This is a genomic window from Plantibacter sp. Leaf314 (assembly GCF_001423185.1).
Taxonomy (GTDB): domain Bacteria; phylum Actinomycetota; class Actinomycetes; order Actinomycetales; family Microbacteriaceae; genus Plantibacter.
The window spans coordinates 2559880-2574289 of sequence record NZ_LMOB01000001.1 but is presented as its reverse complement, the minus strand read 5'-3'; the positions used below and the strand labels follow the sequence as shown (position 1 = coordinate 2574289).

Here is a 14410-nt window from a genome sequence, read left to right as displayed (position 1 = left end):
CCCCGACGCTCACGGGCGACCGATCCGCGCGCTCTCCCATTCCTCGCGGACGAACCGCACGAACTGTTCGACGGCCGGCGACACGGCTCGGACGCGGCTGGTCGCGACGCCGATCACCCTGACCGCCTCGTCGTCGAGCGGGACGAGCACGACACCCTCGATGCTCGTCGAATCGGGAAGCACGGCGATGCCGACCCCGGACCGCACGAGCCCGCGGAGCGTCGACAGTTCCGACACCTCCATCGACACCCGCGGCACGATCCCGTGGCGGGCGAAGTACGCGTCCGCGATCTGCCGCAGACCGGAGTCGGTGGTCATCGCGAGGAACTCCGTCTGCTCGAGATCGCCGGCGGCGAGCGACGTCCGTTCGGCGAGCGCATGCCCCGCCGGCACCCCGAGCGCGAGCCGCTCGGAGGTGAGCGGACGCCATTCGATCTCCGGATCACGCGGCTCCGGGCTGAGGAAGGCGACGTCGGCCGAGCCGGAGCGGAGCGCGTCGAGCACGCTGTCGGCTTTGCCGCCGTCGAGGACGAACCGGATCTCCGGCAGCAGCGTCCGGTACTCGCTCACGATCCGCGGGATGAGCCAGCCGCCCAGCGAGGACACGTAGGCGATCGAGACGAGACCGGCCGAGGGGTCGCGGAGTTCGTCGATGCGGGACTGCGCGTTGTCGAGTTCGGTCTGCGCCCGGAGCGCGTGCACGAGGAGGATCTCGCCGTAGCGGTTGAGCTCCAGGCGGTTCTTGTGGCGGTCGAACAACTCGACCCCGGCGTCCGCCTCGAGCCGGCCGATCGCCCTCGTGAGGGTCGACTGGGAGATGCCCAGCGCCTCGGCCGCGTACGGGACGTGCCCGTCTTCGGCGAGCGCACGGAGGTACGCGAGTTCGTCGATCCTCATGCCCTCATGATGCCGCACTCCCGGGTCGGCCGTGCGACGCCTTCGGCGGTGGAGTGGCTGGTCAGGAGGCGGCGAAGCGGGCGTGCACGCGGGCGGCCACCGTGATGTCCTCGGGCTTCAGATCGAGACCGCCGTCACCCGCCGGTGCCGCCGCCCCGCGCATCATGGGGGCGGCGTTCTGGGTGCTCGTCGAGCGCGTCTCGTCGCCGAGCATCCCGGGCTCCGCGAGCGCGATGGGTCGCACGTTACCGAGCCCGAGGCTCCTGGCGTAGCTCGTCGCGCGGTCGACGGCGTCGCGCACCGCGTTGTGCTGCGCCTCGGCCGTGATGCGGTGCTTGGTCGCCTCGGTGAGGGCCCAGGTCACGCCCCCCACCGTCACGCCGTCCTGGCTCGCGATCTCCTCGACCCAGCGCGCCAACGTCTGCAGCTCGGCGAACTTCACCTCGAGCACGACGGAGGCATGGTGCACGAGCGGCAACTGTTTCCCGTCCTTGTTCCAGGGTCGCTCGCTCCAGACGCGCAGACGGTCGGCGGACCACCAGGTGACCGCCGACTGCGCGCGGAGACCCTGCGCGGCCTGGGTGAGCGCGTTGTGGACGGCGGTGGTCCGGGCGACGACGGACTCCCGAGCCGGCCCCTCGAACCCTGCGGAGAGACGGACGGTCCCACGCTCGGCCGGGTGGTGGTAGTCGAAGCGGCCCTCGACGGTGATGATCGTTTCGGTCATACCGGGCACTCTATCCCCGCGCCCCGGGGGACCGCCCGGCCGCCACCCGGCCCGTCGGCTAGCATCTCGACCATGACGGACGGCGGAACCTGGGCGGATCGACGGCGCGCGCGCCACGACGATGCACGACGGGGGTTCGACCGCGCCCAGCGTCGTGGCCTGGAACCGGGCGACGTCGAGACCGTCGCGAAGTACCTCAAGGAACGGGTCTACGCGACGTTCACCGGCCTCGCGATCGTGCTCGTGCTCGCGGCCAACGTCGAGCATCACGACGCGGCGGACGCCCTCTTCTCCCTCGTGATCGGCGTCGTCGGGATCACGCTCGCGGGTCTCGTCGCCGAGATGATCGCGCATCTCACCGCGCACGGTGCCTTCCCCGATCAGGGCGGATGGCGCACGATGCTCCGGATCGCGTGGGGTTCGCTGCTCACGGTGGCGACGCCGACCATCCTCCTCGTGCTCGCCGTCGTCGGGGTCATGGAGGTGGCGACCTCGCTGCGCGTCTCGGCGATCGTGTACCTGATCACGCTCGGGCTGAGCGGATGGTTCGCGGTCCGTCGGGCACGGCTGACGATCTGGCAGCAGCTCATCGCCCTGGCGGCCCTCGTCCTCCTCGGTGTGCTCGTGATCGGCGTGCAGGTCCTGGCCCACGGCTGAGGCTCGTGGATCGGTTCCGCGGCGACCGGGACGGACTTCCGCCACGGACCTCCGGAAATGCGCGGGCGGTCCGCGACGTTGAGCCCCATGTGAGCACTCCGGAGACCGTCGACGTCGTGGTCGTCGGTGCGGGTCAGGCCGGCCTGTCCGCCGCGCACCACCTCCACCGTCGCGGGTTCGTGCCGCTCGACGCAGTGCCGCTCGACGCAGCCGGGGGCCGAGCGACCGACGACGACCCCCGCACCTTCGTCGTGCTCGACGCCGACGACGCCCCGGGTGGCGCCTGGCAGCATCGCTGGCGCTCGCTCACGATGTCGACGGTCAACGGCATCTACGACCTCCCCGGCATGCCGAAGCCCGAGCTCGACCCCGCGTCCCCGAGCGTCGACGTCATCCCGCCGTACTTCGCGGCGTTCGAGGAACGCTTCGCGCTGGCTGTGCGTCGCCCGGTCCACGTGCGCGCCGTCCGACGGGAGGACGACGACCCGCACGGTCACCTCCTCGTCGAGACCGCGGCGAGCGCCGGTCAGCCGCCGACGGCGTTCCGCGCTCGTGCAGTCGTGAACGCCACGGGCACCTGGACGAAGCCGTTCTGGCCCGCCTATCCGGGCCGCGAGCGATTCGCCGGGCGTCAGCTGCACGTGGCCGACTACGTCTCGGCCGAGGAGTTCCGCGGCCAGCGCGTGGTCGTGGTGGGTGCCGGCGTGTCCGCCATCCAACTCCTCGACGAGATCTCCCGCGTCGCCGAGACGGTGTGGATGACGCGTCGCGAGCCGGAGTGGGTGGACGACGAATTCGACACCGCGGCACGGGTCGCGGCGATCGCAGGTGTCGAGGAGCGTGTCCGTCAGGGCCTCCCGCCGGGCAGCGTGATCTCGGTGACGGGCATGCACTGGACGCCGTGGGCGCGGTCGGCCGAGGCGCGAGGGGTGCTCGTGCGGCATCCGATGTTCCGGCGCATCGAGGAGGACGGCGTGATCCTCGACGACGGCTCCTTCCTGCCCGTCGACGCGATCCTCTGGGCCACCGGGTTCCGCGCGGCACTCGACCACCTCGCACCGCTCGGGATCCGCCTCCCCGGCGGCGGGATCCGGATCGACGGAACGCGGGCCGCCGACGAACCACGGCTGCACCTCATCGGCTACGGCCCGTCCGCGTCGACAGTGGGCGCCAACCGGGCTGGTCGGGCAGCGGTCGCCGCGATCCTCGCCGATCTCGACGCGGTACCGGCCTCAGTCGGCTGAGCCCGGTACTGCGCCGCCGGTCACTGCACGGGGACGGGGATCGGCACGGCCGGAGCGCGCTCGGAGCGCACGAAACCGATGCCGAGCAGGATGCACACCCCGCCGAAGAGCTGCGCGAGCGACAACTGCTCCCCGAGGAGGACCCAGGCGAAGCCGGTCGCCGCGACCACCTCGAGGAGTCCGGCGAAGGACGCGAGCCGGGACCCGAGCATCTGACTCGCCGTGATGCTCGACGCGTACGCCACGGCCGTCGACACCACGCCGACGAACAGGAGGGGCACCCACCAGGCCACCGCGGTCCCGAGGACGGTGACGTCGCTGTCCGACGTCGTGAACGGCACCCCGACGAGCCCGGCGAGCCACAGGCTGAGCGCACCGATGAGCAGGCCGATGGACGCGAAGGCGACGGGCGGGAGCCCCTTGGCCGGACGAGCCGAGATGACGTAGTACGCCGCGCACCCGACCATCGCGAGGATCGCGAAGACGAGCCCAGCAGGGTCGAGGGTCGCGCCGCCACTCGGAGCGACGACGAGCACGAGCCCCACGAGCGACACGACGGAACCGACGAGCACGACGGTCGCCGGGCGATGCCTGGTCAGCACCCAGGCGACCGCGACGAGCAGGAGCGGCGCCATGTACTCGACGAGGATCGCCGTGCCGACGGCGATGGTCTGCAGTGCGGCGAAGTAGACGAGCTGCGTTGCCGCCACACCGATGAGGCCCATGCCGAGGAGCCGCCAGCGACCTCGCCACACCGCATCCCAGCGTCCACGGAGCGCGATGAGGGCGAACGGCGCGAGCACCAGACCACCGATCAGCGCCCGGACGGTGACCGCCGCGGCCGGACTCCACCCGGAGGCGAGCACCGGTTTGATGAAGGCACCCGAGGTGCCGAACGCGACCGCGGCGAGTACGGCGACGAGCAGACCGACCGTGGTCGAGGATGTGGACTTCATGCGAGCCTCCGACTGCCGCGAGTGGGGCCGGCGGAAGGGTGGACGCCCGGCTGAGATGAAGCTATCGTCGGAGTGAGTAAGGAGTCAACTTGCATTTTGCCCCTGACACTGAGGACGCGTTGCTGTTCGCCGCGCTGCTCGTGAACACCCGCGCCGGAGCGTCCAGGAGCGGTGAGGACGAGCTCGCGACACCGGCCCGACTCGTCGAGCTCCTCCGCGTCAGCCGCTACTCCGGGAGGGTCGACGGCGACGAGGCCGAGCGCGCCGCGGTGGCAGCGCTCCGGGAACGGGTCCACGCCCTGTGGCGGACCGACGCCGACGGCCCCGACACCCGCGACCAGGCCGTCACGGAGATCAACGCGATGCTCCGCGAGTCGGCTGCACTCCCCCAGTTGCGCCGCCACGACGGCTTCGACTGGCACCTCCACGCCACCGAGTTCGACGCCCCGCTCGTCGACCGGATCCAGACCGAGATCGCCATGGCTCTCGTCGACGTCGTGCGGTCCGACGCCTGGGACCGCCTCCGGCTGTGCGCCGCCGACGACTGCGACGGCCTCCTCGTCGACCTGTCGCGCAACGGTTCCAAACGGTACTGCTCCGTGCGCTGCAGCAACCGCGTCAACACGATCGCGTTCCGCGCGAGGGCGCAGGAACCGCTCGACGACGGCTCAGATGCCGCTACGCCTCCACCCGCGTCACGTCCCACAGGTGGTGGATCGGATCGTGGATGAAATAGCGGCCGAGGGTCTCCGTCGTGAAGCGCGCTCCGTCGCTCCGGCGGGCAGTCCGGCCGAGCGCGTCGTCGGGGACCTCTTCGAATGCAGCCGCCAGCGTCGCCGCCGCTTCGGTCAACTCCGCTGAGACGACCCGCGGGTCCTGCTCGCCGTAGCGCTCCTCGACGGCCGTCGCGTCCTGGTCCCAGTTCGCGAACGTCGGGTCGTCCTCGTCCAGGACGAGCCGCAGTCGGACGTCGAAGATGCGGAACACGTCGCGCACGTGGGCCGCGTACTCGAGCGGCGACCAGGTCTGCGGGTCGGGCCGCTTCCGGACGTCTGCCCGCTCCAGGACCGCCGGCCACGCGGCGGCGACCTCACGGATCGCGTCGGGCAGCGCACGGAACGCCACCTGGGCCGTGTCGAGCCCGCAGTCGGGGCAGGGGTGTTCGAGGACCCAGGTCCAGCTCTTCGTCTCCGGGACGATCCCGGGCTCGTCGGGGGTGTGTGTCGTCATGGCTTCACTGTAGGAAGCAGCGTCGCTCAGCGGCCCCCGGAAACCGTCATCGTGCCACGATCCAGCGCCACGCTGCGGCCTCGGAGACCGCGCGCACTACCCGGCAGGGGCGACGGGCGGCGCGCAGACCATCGCCGAGGCGGCGAGCTGTTCGGCCATCTGCTGCTCCGACCACGGGAGCGCGATCTCCGGAGCCTTCTGCCCGCTCGCCGGCGCCGCCTTGGCACCGATGGACGCGAGTTCCATCGCCAGCGCCTGCACGAAGCCGGCACCGAGCGTCGAGTTGTTGAGCATGACGACGACCGTGAGGCCGGAGGTCGGATCGGCGAAGGCCGCGGAGAGCGACCCGGGCATGGATCCGGCCTGACCGCGGAGCGGCCCGAGCTGCACGCCACCGACACCGAACGTCTTCCACGTCGGCTGGTCGTCGCCGAGGGCGACCGGGTCCTTCCACTGCTTCTTGTAGGTGCTGTCGTTCAACAGCGAACCCGAGGCGAAGGACTGGGTGAACTTGCGCAGGTCGTCGACCGAGGAGACGACGCCGCCCGCGGTCCACACCATCGACGGGGAGAGTTCGGTCTCGTCCGTCGGGGTGTCGCACTGGAAGGTGCCGTCGGCGATGCGCGGCGTCAGGTACCCCTTCGGGTGCGAACCGGGAAGGGTGACCGTGGCGGCGTCGGGGAAGCTGGACTTCGACATGCCGAGCGGCGAGAAGACGTAGTGGTCGTAGAGGGACTGCCACGACTGCCCGGTGAGTTCTTCGAGCGCCATCCCGAGCAGGATGTAGCCGGTGTCGCTCGAGCCGAAGAGCGCGCCGGGGGCCGTGCGCGAACCGCTCGCCAGACCGTTGGCGAGGATCTCGGCCATCGACCAGTTGCGGGTCGGGTTCGTGACGAACTGGGCGTTGAGGGCGGGCGTGTACGTGCCGAGCCCCGAGGTCCCCTGGCAGAGCTGCTGGAAGGTGATGCCGTCGATGCCCTGGATCTGCGGAAGGGTCTTGTTCACCTCGTCGGTGAGCTTGATCTTGCCCTCGTCGACCAGCTCGAGGAGCACCGTGCAGGTCATCGGGCGCGTCGTGTCGGCGATGCGGTAGACCATGGACGGGTCCATCTTGGTCTTGCCGCCCGGCTCCGTCGTGCCGACACCCGCCGTGTAGCTGCCGGCCCAAGGAGCCCAGACGCCGACGATGGCTCCGGAGGAGCCGGACTGGGCGACGGCGGATTCGACCGCGGCCGTGATGGCGTCGGTCGTGTCGCCGGCCAGGGCACCGCTCACCTGATCGGGGAAGTCGGTGTCGGACACTGAGGGTCCCGAGCAGCCGACGAGCACCGTCGCGAGCGTCGCCGCCGTGAAGAAGGCGGCGAGGCGTCTGCGCCTCGAAGCTGTTGCAGTCAAGTCATCCCCCTGATGAGCGGTCTGCCGGACTGCAGACTGCTCCCGATTGTAACCGGGGTCGGCTGGGAGCAGCGGTCGCGCGCCGCGCGCCGGGCACCTCGCCCACGGCCCTGGTGCGCCGACCGATGATGGTGTTCCCTGGAGAGGTGACCTCGAACCCGTTCCCGCAGTCCACCGTCGACGCCGTCCTGGCGCACATGAACGGCGACCACCCCGACGACAACCTGCTCATCGTGCGCGCGTTCCTCGAACCCGCCGCCGAGGCCGCCACAATGATCTCGCTCGACGAGACGGGCGGCGAGTGGACGTGGACGGTCGACGGCACCGCTGCCGGTGGACGGGTGCCCTGGCCGGCGGGCACGATCTCCGGGCGCGGTGAGATCCGCCGCGAGGTCGTGGCCCTCTACGACACCGCCTGCGAGCGCCTCGGCGTGGAGCCCCGCCCGCACGACTGAGCGGCGGCGGCGACCAAACCGTCGGGTGTCCAACCTCCGAACTCCTCCATGCCCGGGAAGCACCCGCGGCCCGACGGACCCCAGGAGGCTCCCATGCGTCACTCACCCAACCGGCTCCTCGCCACCGTCTTCGGCGCGGTCTACGTGGTGGTCGGACTCCTCGGCGGCATCGTCGCCGGCGGCCTGCCGTTCCTCACCACCGAGGGTGGCCTCCTCCTCGGGATCTTCGAGGTCAACCCGCTGCACAACATCGCACACGTGCTCATCGGTGCCGCGCTGCTCATCGCGGGCCTGTCCAGCGCGGTCGCAGCCAAGACCGTCAACACGGTCATCGGAGCGTTCTACCTGCTGCTCGGCGTCGTCGGGTTCTTCATCGTCGGATCGGCGCTGAACATCCTCGCGCTGAACACCGCCGACCACTTCCTCCACCTCGCGAGCGCGGTGGTCCTGCTCGGCGCCGGACTCGCCGCCGACAAGCGCGTGTCGCGGGTGGCGACGGCCTGACATGTCCACGTCGACTGCACGCGTGACCGCCCGGGCGGACGACGGCGCCATGACCCGCTCCGGGACGACCTCGATCGCGAACAGCCTGTTGGCGATGGCCGCCCTCGGCGCCGGTCTCGTGTTGGTCGCGACCGGCGCCGGGTCCTCGCCCGTCGGCGCGGTCCCGCTCGTGGCACTCGGCGTCGGCGCGCTGCTGTGGGCTGCCGTGGTCCTCGTCCGGGACCGCGTGCCGGGGCTCCGTGCGTCGTTCGTCGGTGCCGTGGGTGCAGTCGTGGTGTGGGTGGTCTTGTACGGGCTGGCGTCCGTGGGCGTCACGACCGTTCCTCCGTTCCTCCCGACGTTGTCGTCGACGGTCCTCCTGCTGGCGGTGGCCGGCGTGCTCGCACGGCGGCTCCGGAGGCTCACGCTCGCCGCGACGGCACCGGAGGAACTCGAGCTGGACGAGCTGGTGGCCCGACGGAGCCGCCGCCCGCGTCCGGCACCGAGCACCGGGCGCTACGTGCTCACCCTGCTCGCAGGTGCCGCGGTGGTGGCGGCACTCACGACGCCGGCGCTCGCGCAGACCCGAGCCGGCGCGTTCGCGGTTCCGCACGGTTCCCTGCACAGCAGCCACTGATCAGCTCCACCCCCGCCGAATCGCCCTCCCCTCCGAGAGCGCAGACGGCTACACTTAGGCAACCCTTACCGACAACGCCGACGTGGAGTCCGACATGAGCACTGTGATCCCCTTCTCCCAGGCACTGCGCGAGCGCACCTCCGCCGGACACGCCTCCAGCGAGGGCGCGGACTTCATGGGCGACCTCATGACCGGGAAGGGGTCGAAGGCGGACTACGTCGCCCTGGTGGCCCAGCACTTCTTCATCTACGAGGCCCTGGAGGCCGCGGCGGACCGCATGCGCGCCGACGCCGTCGCCGCACCGTTCATCAGTGACAAGCTCACGCGACTCCCCGCGATCGTGCAGGACCTCGAGTTCCTCATCGGGCCGGACTGGCGCGAGCAGATCACCCCGCTCCCGACCACCGCCCGCTACGTGGCTCGCATCGACGAGGTCGGCGCGGTCTGGCCGGGCGGCTTCGTCGCCCACCACTACACCCGCTACCTCGGCGACCTCTCCGGCGGGCAGATCATCCGCACCCTCATGCAGCGTCAGTTCGGCTTCGACACCAACGGCGTCGGCTTCTACCTCTTCGGCGACATCGCGAAGCCGCGCGAGTTCAAGGACACCTACCGCGAGCAACTCGACGCCGTGCCGTGGGACGACGACGAGCAGGCCCGCGTGATCGAGGAGGTCATGGTGGCCTACCGCTTCAACACCGACCTCTTCCGCGACCTCGCGACCGCGAAGGCGACCGCCGTCGCCTGAGCCGCGAGCTCCCGTCCGACTACATCGTCAGTGAGAGCGCCAGGACGCCGAACATGGCGACGAACACGAGGGCGAGCACCGCGTACACGGCGATCTGCGCGCCGCGTCCCTTGATGACCGCTTGGCCGCGCGGCGCGAGTGATCCCGAGACCCACTGCTGCGCCGGCGCGATGTAGTCGAGCGTCGGCGCCTCGCCGGGGTGCAGCAGGTAGTCGGCATGGCCGAACTCCCACAGCCAGGCCATCGAGCACGCCACGTGCACGGGCCGATCGGCGGGCACCGTGAACTGCGACGGCCCCCAGTTCGGACGGTGCTCGAAGCCGTCGATGCGGACGACGAGCGGGATGAACCCCCAGTACCCGGCGAACGGCGGCTTGCTGGTGTGCAGCTCGAGCGTGCGCCAGGCGGTGATCGGACCGGGCTGCGGCTGGCCCTGTGGCATCGGATGCGTCATAACCGATAATCGTAGGGTTACCGGCCCCGTTCGTTCGCCCCTTGTCGGGCGACCGAGCGCCGATTCGCCCAGAAACGGGCGAGCGAACGCTACTGCCCCGACATGAACCGCTTCACGTCGGTGTCGACGATGATGTCACTCGGACGCAGCGGACGCGAGAGGTAAAGGCCGTCCAGTGTGGAGATCCGGCTGAGCGCGACGTAGCTCTGCCCGGGGCTGAACGCACGGCTCCCGAGGTCGACGATGGCTCGGTCGTAGGTCTTGCCCTGGGACTTGTGGATCGTGACCGCCCACGCGAGCCGCAGCGGGAACTGGGTGAACTCCGCCACGATGTCGCGTTTCAGCTGCTTCGTCACCGCGGAATAGGAGTACTTGTACTTCTCCCAGGTGGCCGGCTCGACCTCGAACTGCTCGCCGTCGACCTCGACCCACACGGTGGAGTCGATCTTCACGACCGTCCCGAGCGTGCCGTTCACCCAGCGACGTTCGCTGTCGTTGCGGAGGAACATGACCTGCGCACCGACCTTGAGGTCGAGGGCCTCGTCGGCCGGGAACGCGCGGCCCCCGAAGTCACCCGAGACCTCGGCGTTGGCGGTGAGCGGCTTCCCATCGAGCTTCGCGAGCGCCGCCTTGTTGATGCGGTCGACGGTGTCGTTGCGGCTCGCGAGCGTGATGACGCCGTCCTCCGGTGGGGTGCGCGCCCCCATACCGTTCAGGCGTCCGGCCATCTCAGCGGTGACCTGCCCGTGACGGACCCCGTTCAGCAGGTACTTGAACTCGGCCTCGTGCTGGCGGTGGATCTCCGTCAACTCGACGAGCTGCAGCGGGGTCTCGGACCACACCTTCGCATCGAAGAACCAGAACGAGCGGTACGTGTCGGCGATGTAGGCCCGCTCCTCGAGGCTGCCCGGCACCGGTGCGAGCTGGTATGGGTCGCCGAACAGGACGATCTGCACGCCGCCGAACGGCTCACGCGGCCGCTGCCGGGCCTGGCGGAGGCTCCGGTCCATGGCGTCCATGAGGTCGGCGCTCACCATGGAGACCTCATCAACGACGAGCGTGTCGATCGCGTTGAGGAGCTTCCGGGTCTGGTCGTTCTGATCGATCGTGTGATCGGCGATGAGCCCGATCGGCAAGCGGAACAGCGAGTGGATCGTCTGGCCGCCGACGTTCAGGGCGGCGACGCCCGTCGGTGCGCAGATGGCCAACTGCTTCGAGGTGTTCCACGCGAGGTGGTTGAGCAGCGTCGACTTGCCGGTGCCCGCTCGACCCGTGACGAACAGGTGCTCGCGCGTGCTCTCGATGCGGTCGAAGACGGCTTGCTGCTCGGCGGAGAGGGCTACGCTCATGGTGCTTCGGTTCCCTCCCGTTTTCGCCCTCCAATCCTACGCGAGGCGCCCGCCTAGGATGTGGGGATGAGCCATGTCGCGACGCGTGGGGAGCTGCGACGCCCGGGGGCGGTGCGCGGTGCACTCGTGCGCGCCGTCGTGCTGTGGCTCTGCATCGCCGCGCTGCTCACAGCCGCCATCCTCTCAGCCTGGTCGGCCGTCGCCCGGGACGTCTACGGCGCGGGGTCGTTCGCGCGAAGCTACCTCCAGGCCCTCGCCGCCGATGACGCGGCCGCGGCACTCGCCCTCCCCGGGGTCGCGCTGAGCTCCGCCGAACTCGAGGAGGCGGGGCTCCCCGCCGACAGCTCGGACGCCCTCCTCCGCAGCGAAGCGCTCGGCACGATCGAGAACGTCAGGCTCGTATCCGACGTCACGACCACCGCGGGCACCCACGAGGTGACCTTCTCCTACCGGCTCGCCGGCCAGCCGCACCGCACCGCCTTCTCGATCATGAGCGGCGAACGCACCTTCGGCCTCTTCCCGTCCTGGCGCTTCGAGACGAGCCCCCTGAGCGTCGTCCGGCTGACCGTCGCGCACACCACCGGGTTCCTGGCGAACGGCTTCGAGCTCGACAGCCGCCGGGTGGCAGCAGGTTCCGAGGGCGCCTTCACCTCCACCGTCCCGCTCCTCACCTTCACCCCGGGCAGCGTGGACTTCTCCGTCGACACCCCGTACCTGACGGCGTCCGTGGACACGGCCACGACCACCGAGGTCGCGAGCGTCGTCGACGCCAAGGTGACGGCGAACGCGACCCCCGGGTTCGTCTCCGAGGTGCAGATGCAGGTCAACGAGTACCTCGACGGCTGCGCAGCCCAACAGGTGCTCCAACCCACGGGGTGCCCGTTCGGCATGCTGATCCGCGACCGCGTCGACGACCTCCCCGTCTGGTCCATCGCGAGCTACCCCGTCGTCGACGTCCAGCCGGGCGACATCGGCTGGCAGATGCCCGCGACGGGCGGCGCCGCCCATATCGTCGTCGCGGTGAAGTCACTCTTCGACGGGACCGTCTCGACCCTGGACGAGGACGTGCCGTTCACGCTGTCGGCGTTCGTCACCATCCGGAACGACGGCTCCCTCTACATCGACCTCCGCTGAGGCCCGCCCGCTAGGAGCGGGTGTCGTTCGCGGCCATCCGGGCGAGACGCTCGTTGTACTCGTTGAGTTCGGCGTCGTTCGTCCGGTCGGCGTTGCGGTCGAGGCGCTTCTGGTCCTTCGCGTCGCTCTTGCTCCACGAGATCGCGACGGCCACGGCGAGCGCGAGCGTCGGGATCTCGCCCACACTCCAGGCGATGCCGCCGCCCGTCTGCTGGTCGAGCAACGGGACCTGCCCCCAGGTACGACCCATCGCCCCGAACCAGTCGGCGAGGAAGAGTCCGGTGGAGGAGATGATGGCGAGACCGAAGAAGGCGTGGAACGCCATCGTCGCGAAGAGCAGGAGCAGCCGCATCGGGTACGGCAGTCGGTACGGGACCGGGTCGATGCCGATGAGCGACTGGACGAAGAGGTACCCGGTGATGAGGAAGTGCACCACCATCCACTCGTGACCGATGTGGTCCTCCATGGACCAGCGGAACAACGGCGTGTAGTAGAACACCCACAGCGACCCGGCGAACAGCACCGCGGTGACGATGGGGTTCGAGATCACGCCCGCGAACTTCGAGTGCACGGCGAGCAGCACCCATTCGCGACCGCCACGGGAATCGTCCTGGCGTTTGCGGACGGCCCGCGCGAGCAGGGTCACGGGGGCGCCCGGGACGAGCAGGACTGGCACGAGCATGGTCAGGCCCATGTGGCCGAGCATGTGCACACTGAAGAGGTAGGGCTGGTAGACGTTGATGCCGCCGCAGGTCAGGTAGAAGAGCACGAGCAGCCCGAGCACCCAGCTCACGGTCCGCAGGACCGGCCAGGAGTCGCCGCGGCGATGGAGGCGGACGACACCGGCGAGGTAGAAGAAGATGCCGAACGCGCAGGCCAGCAGCCAGAGGAGGTCGATGTTCCACTCGGTGAAGTAGCGGGCGAAGGTCAGCTCGGGTGGCAGCTCCTCACCCGTGAGCAGGACGGCCGGGGTGGGTGTGCTCGGGATCGCCTGGTCGACGGGCGGAGCGGTCTTCGCCAGGGCCGCTGCGGCACCGGACGCGATGCCCATGAAGCCGAGTTCGAGGGCGACGAGCCACCAGAACGTGCCGGTACGGGTGGTGGCGGTGGTCGCCCGCTCCGCCGCCGACCGCTCGATGCGCCCGATGAGCACCCGACGCTGCAGCGCACCGAAGAGGCCGAGCGCCAGGAGCGCGAACACCTTGACCAGGACGAGGATGCCGTAGGGCGTGCCCAGGCGGTCGAGCGAGCCGATGCGCAACTCGGCACTCACGTACCCGGACACCGCGACGACGACGAACGACACCAGGGCGACCGTCGAGTACCGCAGGAGCACGGGCGCGAGTCGGCCGTCTTCGAGGGTCTTGCGGATGAACACGAGCGTGAGCAGCCCGCCGAGCCAGATGGCGGCGAACACGAGGTGCAGACCGAGCGCGGTGACGGCCGCGTTGTGCCCGCTGGCCTCGGCCGAGTGCCCCTGCTGGGCCATGGGCAGGAGCGAGACGAGCGACAGCCCGAACACGAACACGAGCACCGTGTGGTTGCGGACGGCGAAGCAGAGGACAGTGACGGCCGCGGCGATGAGCGTGGTCTGGAGCCAGGCCTGACCGGACTCGATGCTCGTGAAGAACAGGCTGAGTTTGGCGCCGAACGCGTCGTCGAAGGTGAGCGGCACCTGCGTGACGTTGAGGAAGGTGAAGAACCCGGTCACGCCGGCGGCGACGGTGAAGACCGCTGCGCCCGCTGCCGCGACGTCGAGCGCCGCACCGTATTCACGACGATCCGGGCTGAGCGCCCAGCAGGACATGAGCAGCGCGCCGATGGTCACGGCCGCGCTGAGGTTCACGAGCAGCTGCGCGACGGGCAGGCCCCAGCGGACCACCGCACCGGGATCGCCCAGCAGCTGGGCGTCGGCACCGCCACCGAAGGCGAGGCCCGCGAGGAGGGTCGCCACCGCCACGAGGAGCAGCAGGGCGGGACCTGCGAGGCGGACGGCACGATTCACGGTGCAAGCCTACGCGGCGCTGCTGGGAACCCGGACCGC

Annotated in this window: 16 protein-coding genes; 8 read left to right on the top strand and 8 right to left on the bottom strand. The window is 70.3% G+C overall.

Annotation, left to right across the window (positions count from 1 at the left end; genetic code table 11):
- Positions 1–9: 9 nt before the first annotated feature.
- Together ASF68_RS12115 and ASF68_RS12110 are read right to left on the bottom strand one after the other, a co-directional pair.
- A complete protein-coding gene (locus tag ASF68_RS12115) occupies positions 10–897 on the bottom strand; it encodes a LysR family transcriptional regulator (RefSeq protein ID WP_056010573.1) in 888 nt (295 codons plus the stop codon).
- A 61-nt stretch (positions 898–958) separates the two neighbouring features.
- Positions 959–1624, bottom strand: a complete 666-nt coding sequence (locus ASF68_RS12110; protein WP_056010570.1) for an SIMPL domain-containing protein — start codon at positions 1622–1624, stop codon at positions 959–961.
- 72 nt (positions 1625–1696) lie between these two features.
- Here ASF68_RS12110 and ASF68_RS18780 point away from each other — a divergent pair, with 72 nt between their 5' ends.
- Positions 1697–2281, top strand: coding sequence for a hypothetical protein (locus tag ASF68_RS18780; RefSeq protein ID WP_056010567.1), 585 nt, complete (start codon positions 1697–1699; stop codon positions 2279–2281).
- An 89-nt stretch (positions 2282–2370) separates the two neighbouring features.
- Entirely contained in the window at positions 2371–3525 is a 1155-nt protein-coding gene (locus tag ASF68_RS12100; RefSeq protein ID WP_056010564.1) for an FAD-dependent oxidoreductase, read from the top strand.
- 20 nt (positions 3526–3545) lie between these two features.
- Here the strand turns inward: ASF68_RS12100 and ASF68_RS12095 are convergent, their stop codons facing one another.
- Positions 3546–4481 carry a DMT family transporter gene (locus ASF68_RS12095; protein WP_056010561.1) on the bottom strand — a complete coding sequence of 312 codons (936 nt, stop codon included), beginning with the start codon at positions 4479–4481 and terminating at the stop codon, positions 3546–3548.
- A gap of 89 nt (positions 4482–4570) precedes the next feature.
- Here ASF68_RS12095 and ASF68_RS12090 point away from each other — a divergent pair, with 89 nt between their 5' ends.
- Positions 4571–5212 (top strand): ABATE domain-containing protein, encoded by a 642-nt coding sequence (locus ASF68_RS12090; protein WP_082456219.1) that lies wholly within the window; start codon positions 4571–4573, stop codon positions 5210–5212.
- Here ASF68_RS12090 and ASF68_RS12085 read toward each other — a convergent pair.
- Positions 5160–5711: a DinB family protein gene (locus ASF68_RS12085; RefSeq protein ID WP_056010559.1), complete on the bottom strand. Its 552-nt coding sequence runs from the start codon at positions 5709–5711 to the stop codon at positions 5160–5162. The genes ASF68_RS12090 and ASF68_RS12085 overlap by 53 nt on opposite strands.
- 96 nt (positions 5712–5807) lie before the next feature.
- Positions 5808–7106, bottom strand: coding sequence for a serine hydrolase (locus tag ASF68_RS12080; protein ID WP_162235766.1), 1299 nt, complete (start codon positions 7104–7106; stop codon positions 5808–5810).
- 146 nt (positions 7107–7252) lie between these two features.
- On the opposite strand from ASF68_RS12080, the gene ASF68_RS12075 reads away from it, so the two are divergent.
- The 4 genes from ASF68_RS12075 (at position 7253) to ASF68_RS12060 (ending at position 9429) form a co-directional block, all read left to right on the top strand.
- Positions 7253–7561 carry a DUF2470 domain-containing protein gene (locus ASF68_RS12075; protein ID WP_369796461.1) on the top strand — a complete coding sequence of 103 codons (309 nt, stop codon included), beginning with the start codon at positions 7253–7255 and terminating at the stop codon, positions 7559–7561.
- Between the two features lie 93 nt (positions 7562–7654).
- Positions 7655–8065, top strand: a complete 411-nt coding sequence (locus ASF68_RS12070) for a DUF4383 domain-containing protein (protein WP_056010550.1) — start codon at positions 7655–7657, stop codon at positions 8063–8065.
- 22 nt (positions 8066–8087) lie between these two features.
- Entirely contained in the window at positions 8088–8681 is a 594-nt protein-coding gene (locus tag ASF68_RS12065; protein WP_157580344.1) for a hypothetical protein, read from the top strand.
- A gap of 94 nt (positions 8682–8775) precedes the next feature.
- Positions 8776–9429 carry a heme oxygenase (biliverdin-producing) gene (locus tag ASF68_RS12060; protein ID WP_056010545.1) on the top strand — a complete coding sequence of 218 codons (654 nt, stop codon included), beginning with the start codon at positions 8776–8778 and terminating at the stop codon, positions 9427–9429.
- A 19-nt stretch (positions 9430–9448) separates the two neighbouring features.
- Here the strand turns inward: ASF68_RS12060 and ASF68_RS12055 are convergent, their stop codons facing one another.
- Positions 9449–9883 carry a hypothetical protein gene (locus ASF68_RS12055; RefSeq protein ID WP_056010543.1) on the bottom strand — a complete coding sequence of 145 codons (435 nt, stop codon included), beginning with the start codon at positions 9881–9883 and terminating at the stop codon, positions 9449–9451.
- Positions 9884–9972: 89 nt separating this feature from the next.
- Positions 9973–11232: an ATP-dependent RecD-like DNA helicase gene (locus tag ASF68_RS12050; RefSeq protein ID WP_056010540.1), complete on the bottom strand. Its 1260-nt coding sequence runs from the start codon at positions 11230–11232 to the stop codon at positions 9973–9975.
- Between the two features lie 66 nt (positions 11233–11298).
- On the opposite strand from ASF68_RS12050, the gene ASF68_RS12045 reads away from it, so the two are divergent.
- On the top strand, positions 11299–12366 hold the full coding sequence (locus tag ASF68_RS12045) for a hypothetical protein (protein ID WP_082498595.1): 1068 nt from the start codon (positions 11299–11301) through the stop codon (positions 12364–12366).
- Positions 12367–12376: 10 nt separating this feature from the next.
- Here the strand turns inward: ASF68_RS12045 and ASF68_RS12040 are convergent, their stop codons facing one another.
- Entirely contained in the window at positions 12377–14371 is a 1995-nt protein-coding gene (locus ASF68_RS12040) for a cytochrome c oxidase assembly protein (RefSeq protein ID WP_056010538.1), read from the bottom strand.
- Between the last annotated feature and the right edge of the window lie 39 nt (positions 14372–14410).

Coding starts and splice junctions, on each gene's coding strand:
- ASF68_RS18780 (WP_056010567.1), top strand. CDS start 1,697: ATGACGGACGGCGGAACCTGGGCGGATCGACGGCGCGCGCGCCACGAC.
- ASF68_RS12055 (WP_056010543.1), bottom strand. CDS start 9,883: ATGACGCATCCGATGCCACAGGGCCAGCCGCAGCCCGGTCCGATCACC.
- ASF68_RS12115 (WP_056010573.1), bottom strand. CDS start 897: ATGAGGATCGACGAACTCGCGTACCTCCGTGCGCTCGCCGAAGACGGG.
- ASF68_RS12110 (WP_056010570.1), bottom strand. CDS start 1,624: ATGACCGAAACGATCATCACCGTCGAGGGCCGCTTCGACTACCACCAC.
- ASF68_RS12050 (WP_056010540.1), bottom strand. CDS start 11,232: ATGAGCGTAGCCCTCTCCGCCGAGCAGCAAGCCGTCTTCGACCGCATC.
- ASF68_RS12095 (WP_056010561.1), bottom strand. CDS start 4,481: ATGAAGTCCACATCCTCGACCACGGTCGGTCTGCTCGTCGCCGTACTC.
- ASF68_RS12085 (WP_056010559.1), bottom strand. CDS start 5,711: ATGACGACACACACCCCCGACGAGCCCGGGATCGTCCCGGAGACGAAG.
- ASF68_RS12060 (WP_056010545.1), top strand. CDS start 8,776: ATGAGCACTGTGATCCCCTTCTCCCAGGCACTGCGCGAGCGCACCTCC.
- ASF68_RS12070 (WP_056010550.1), top strand. CDS start 7,655: ATGCGTCACTCACCCAACCGGCTCCTCGCCACCGTCTTCGGCGCGGTC.
- ASF68_RS12045 (WP_082498595.1), top strand. CDS start 11,299: ATGAGCCATGTCGCGACGCGTGGGGAGCTGCGACGCCCGGGGGCGGTG.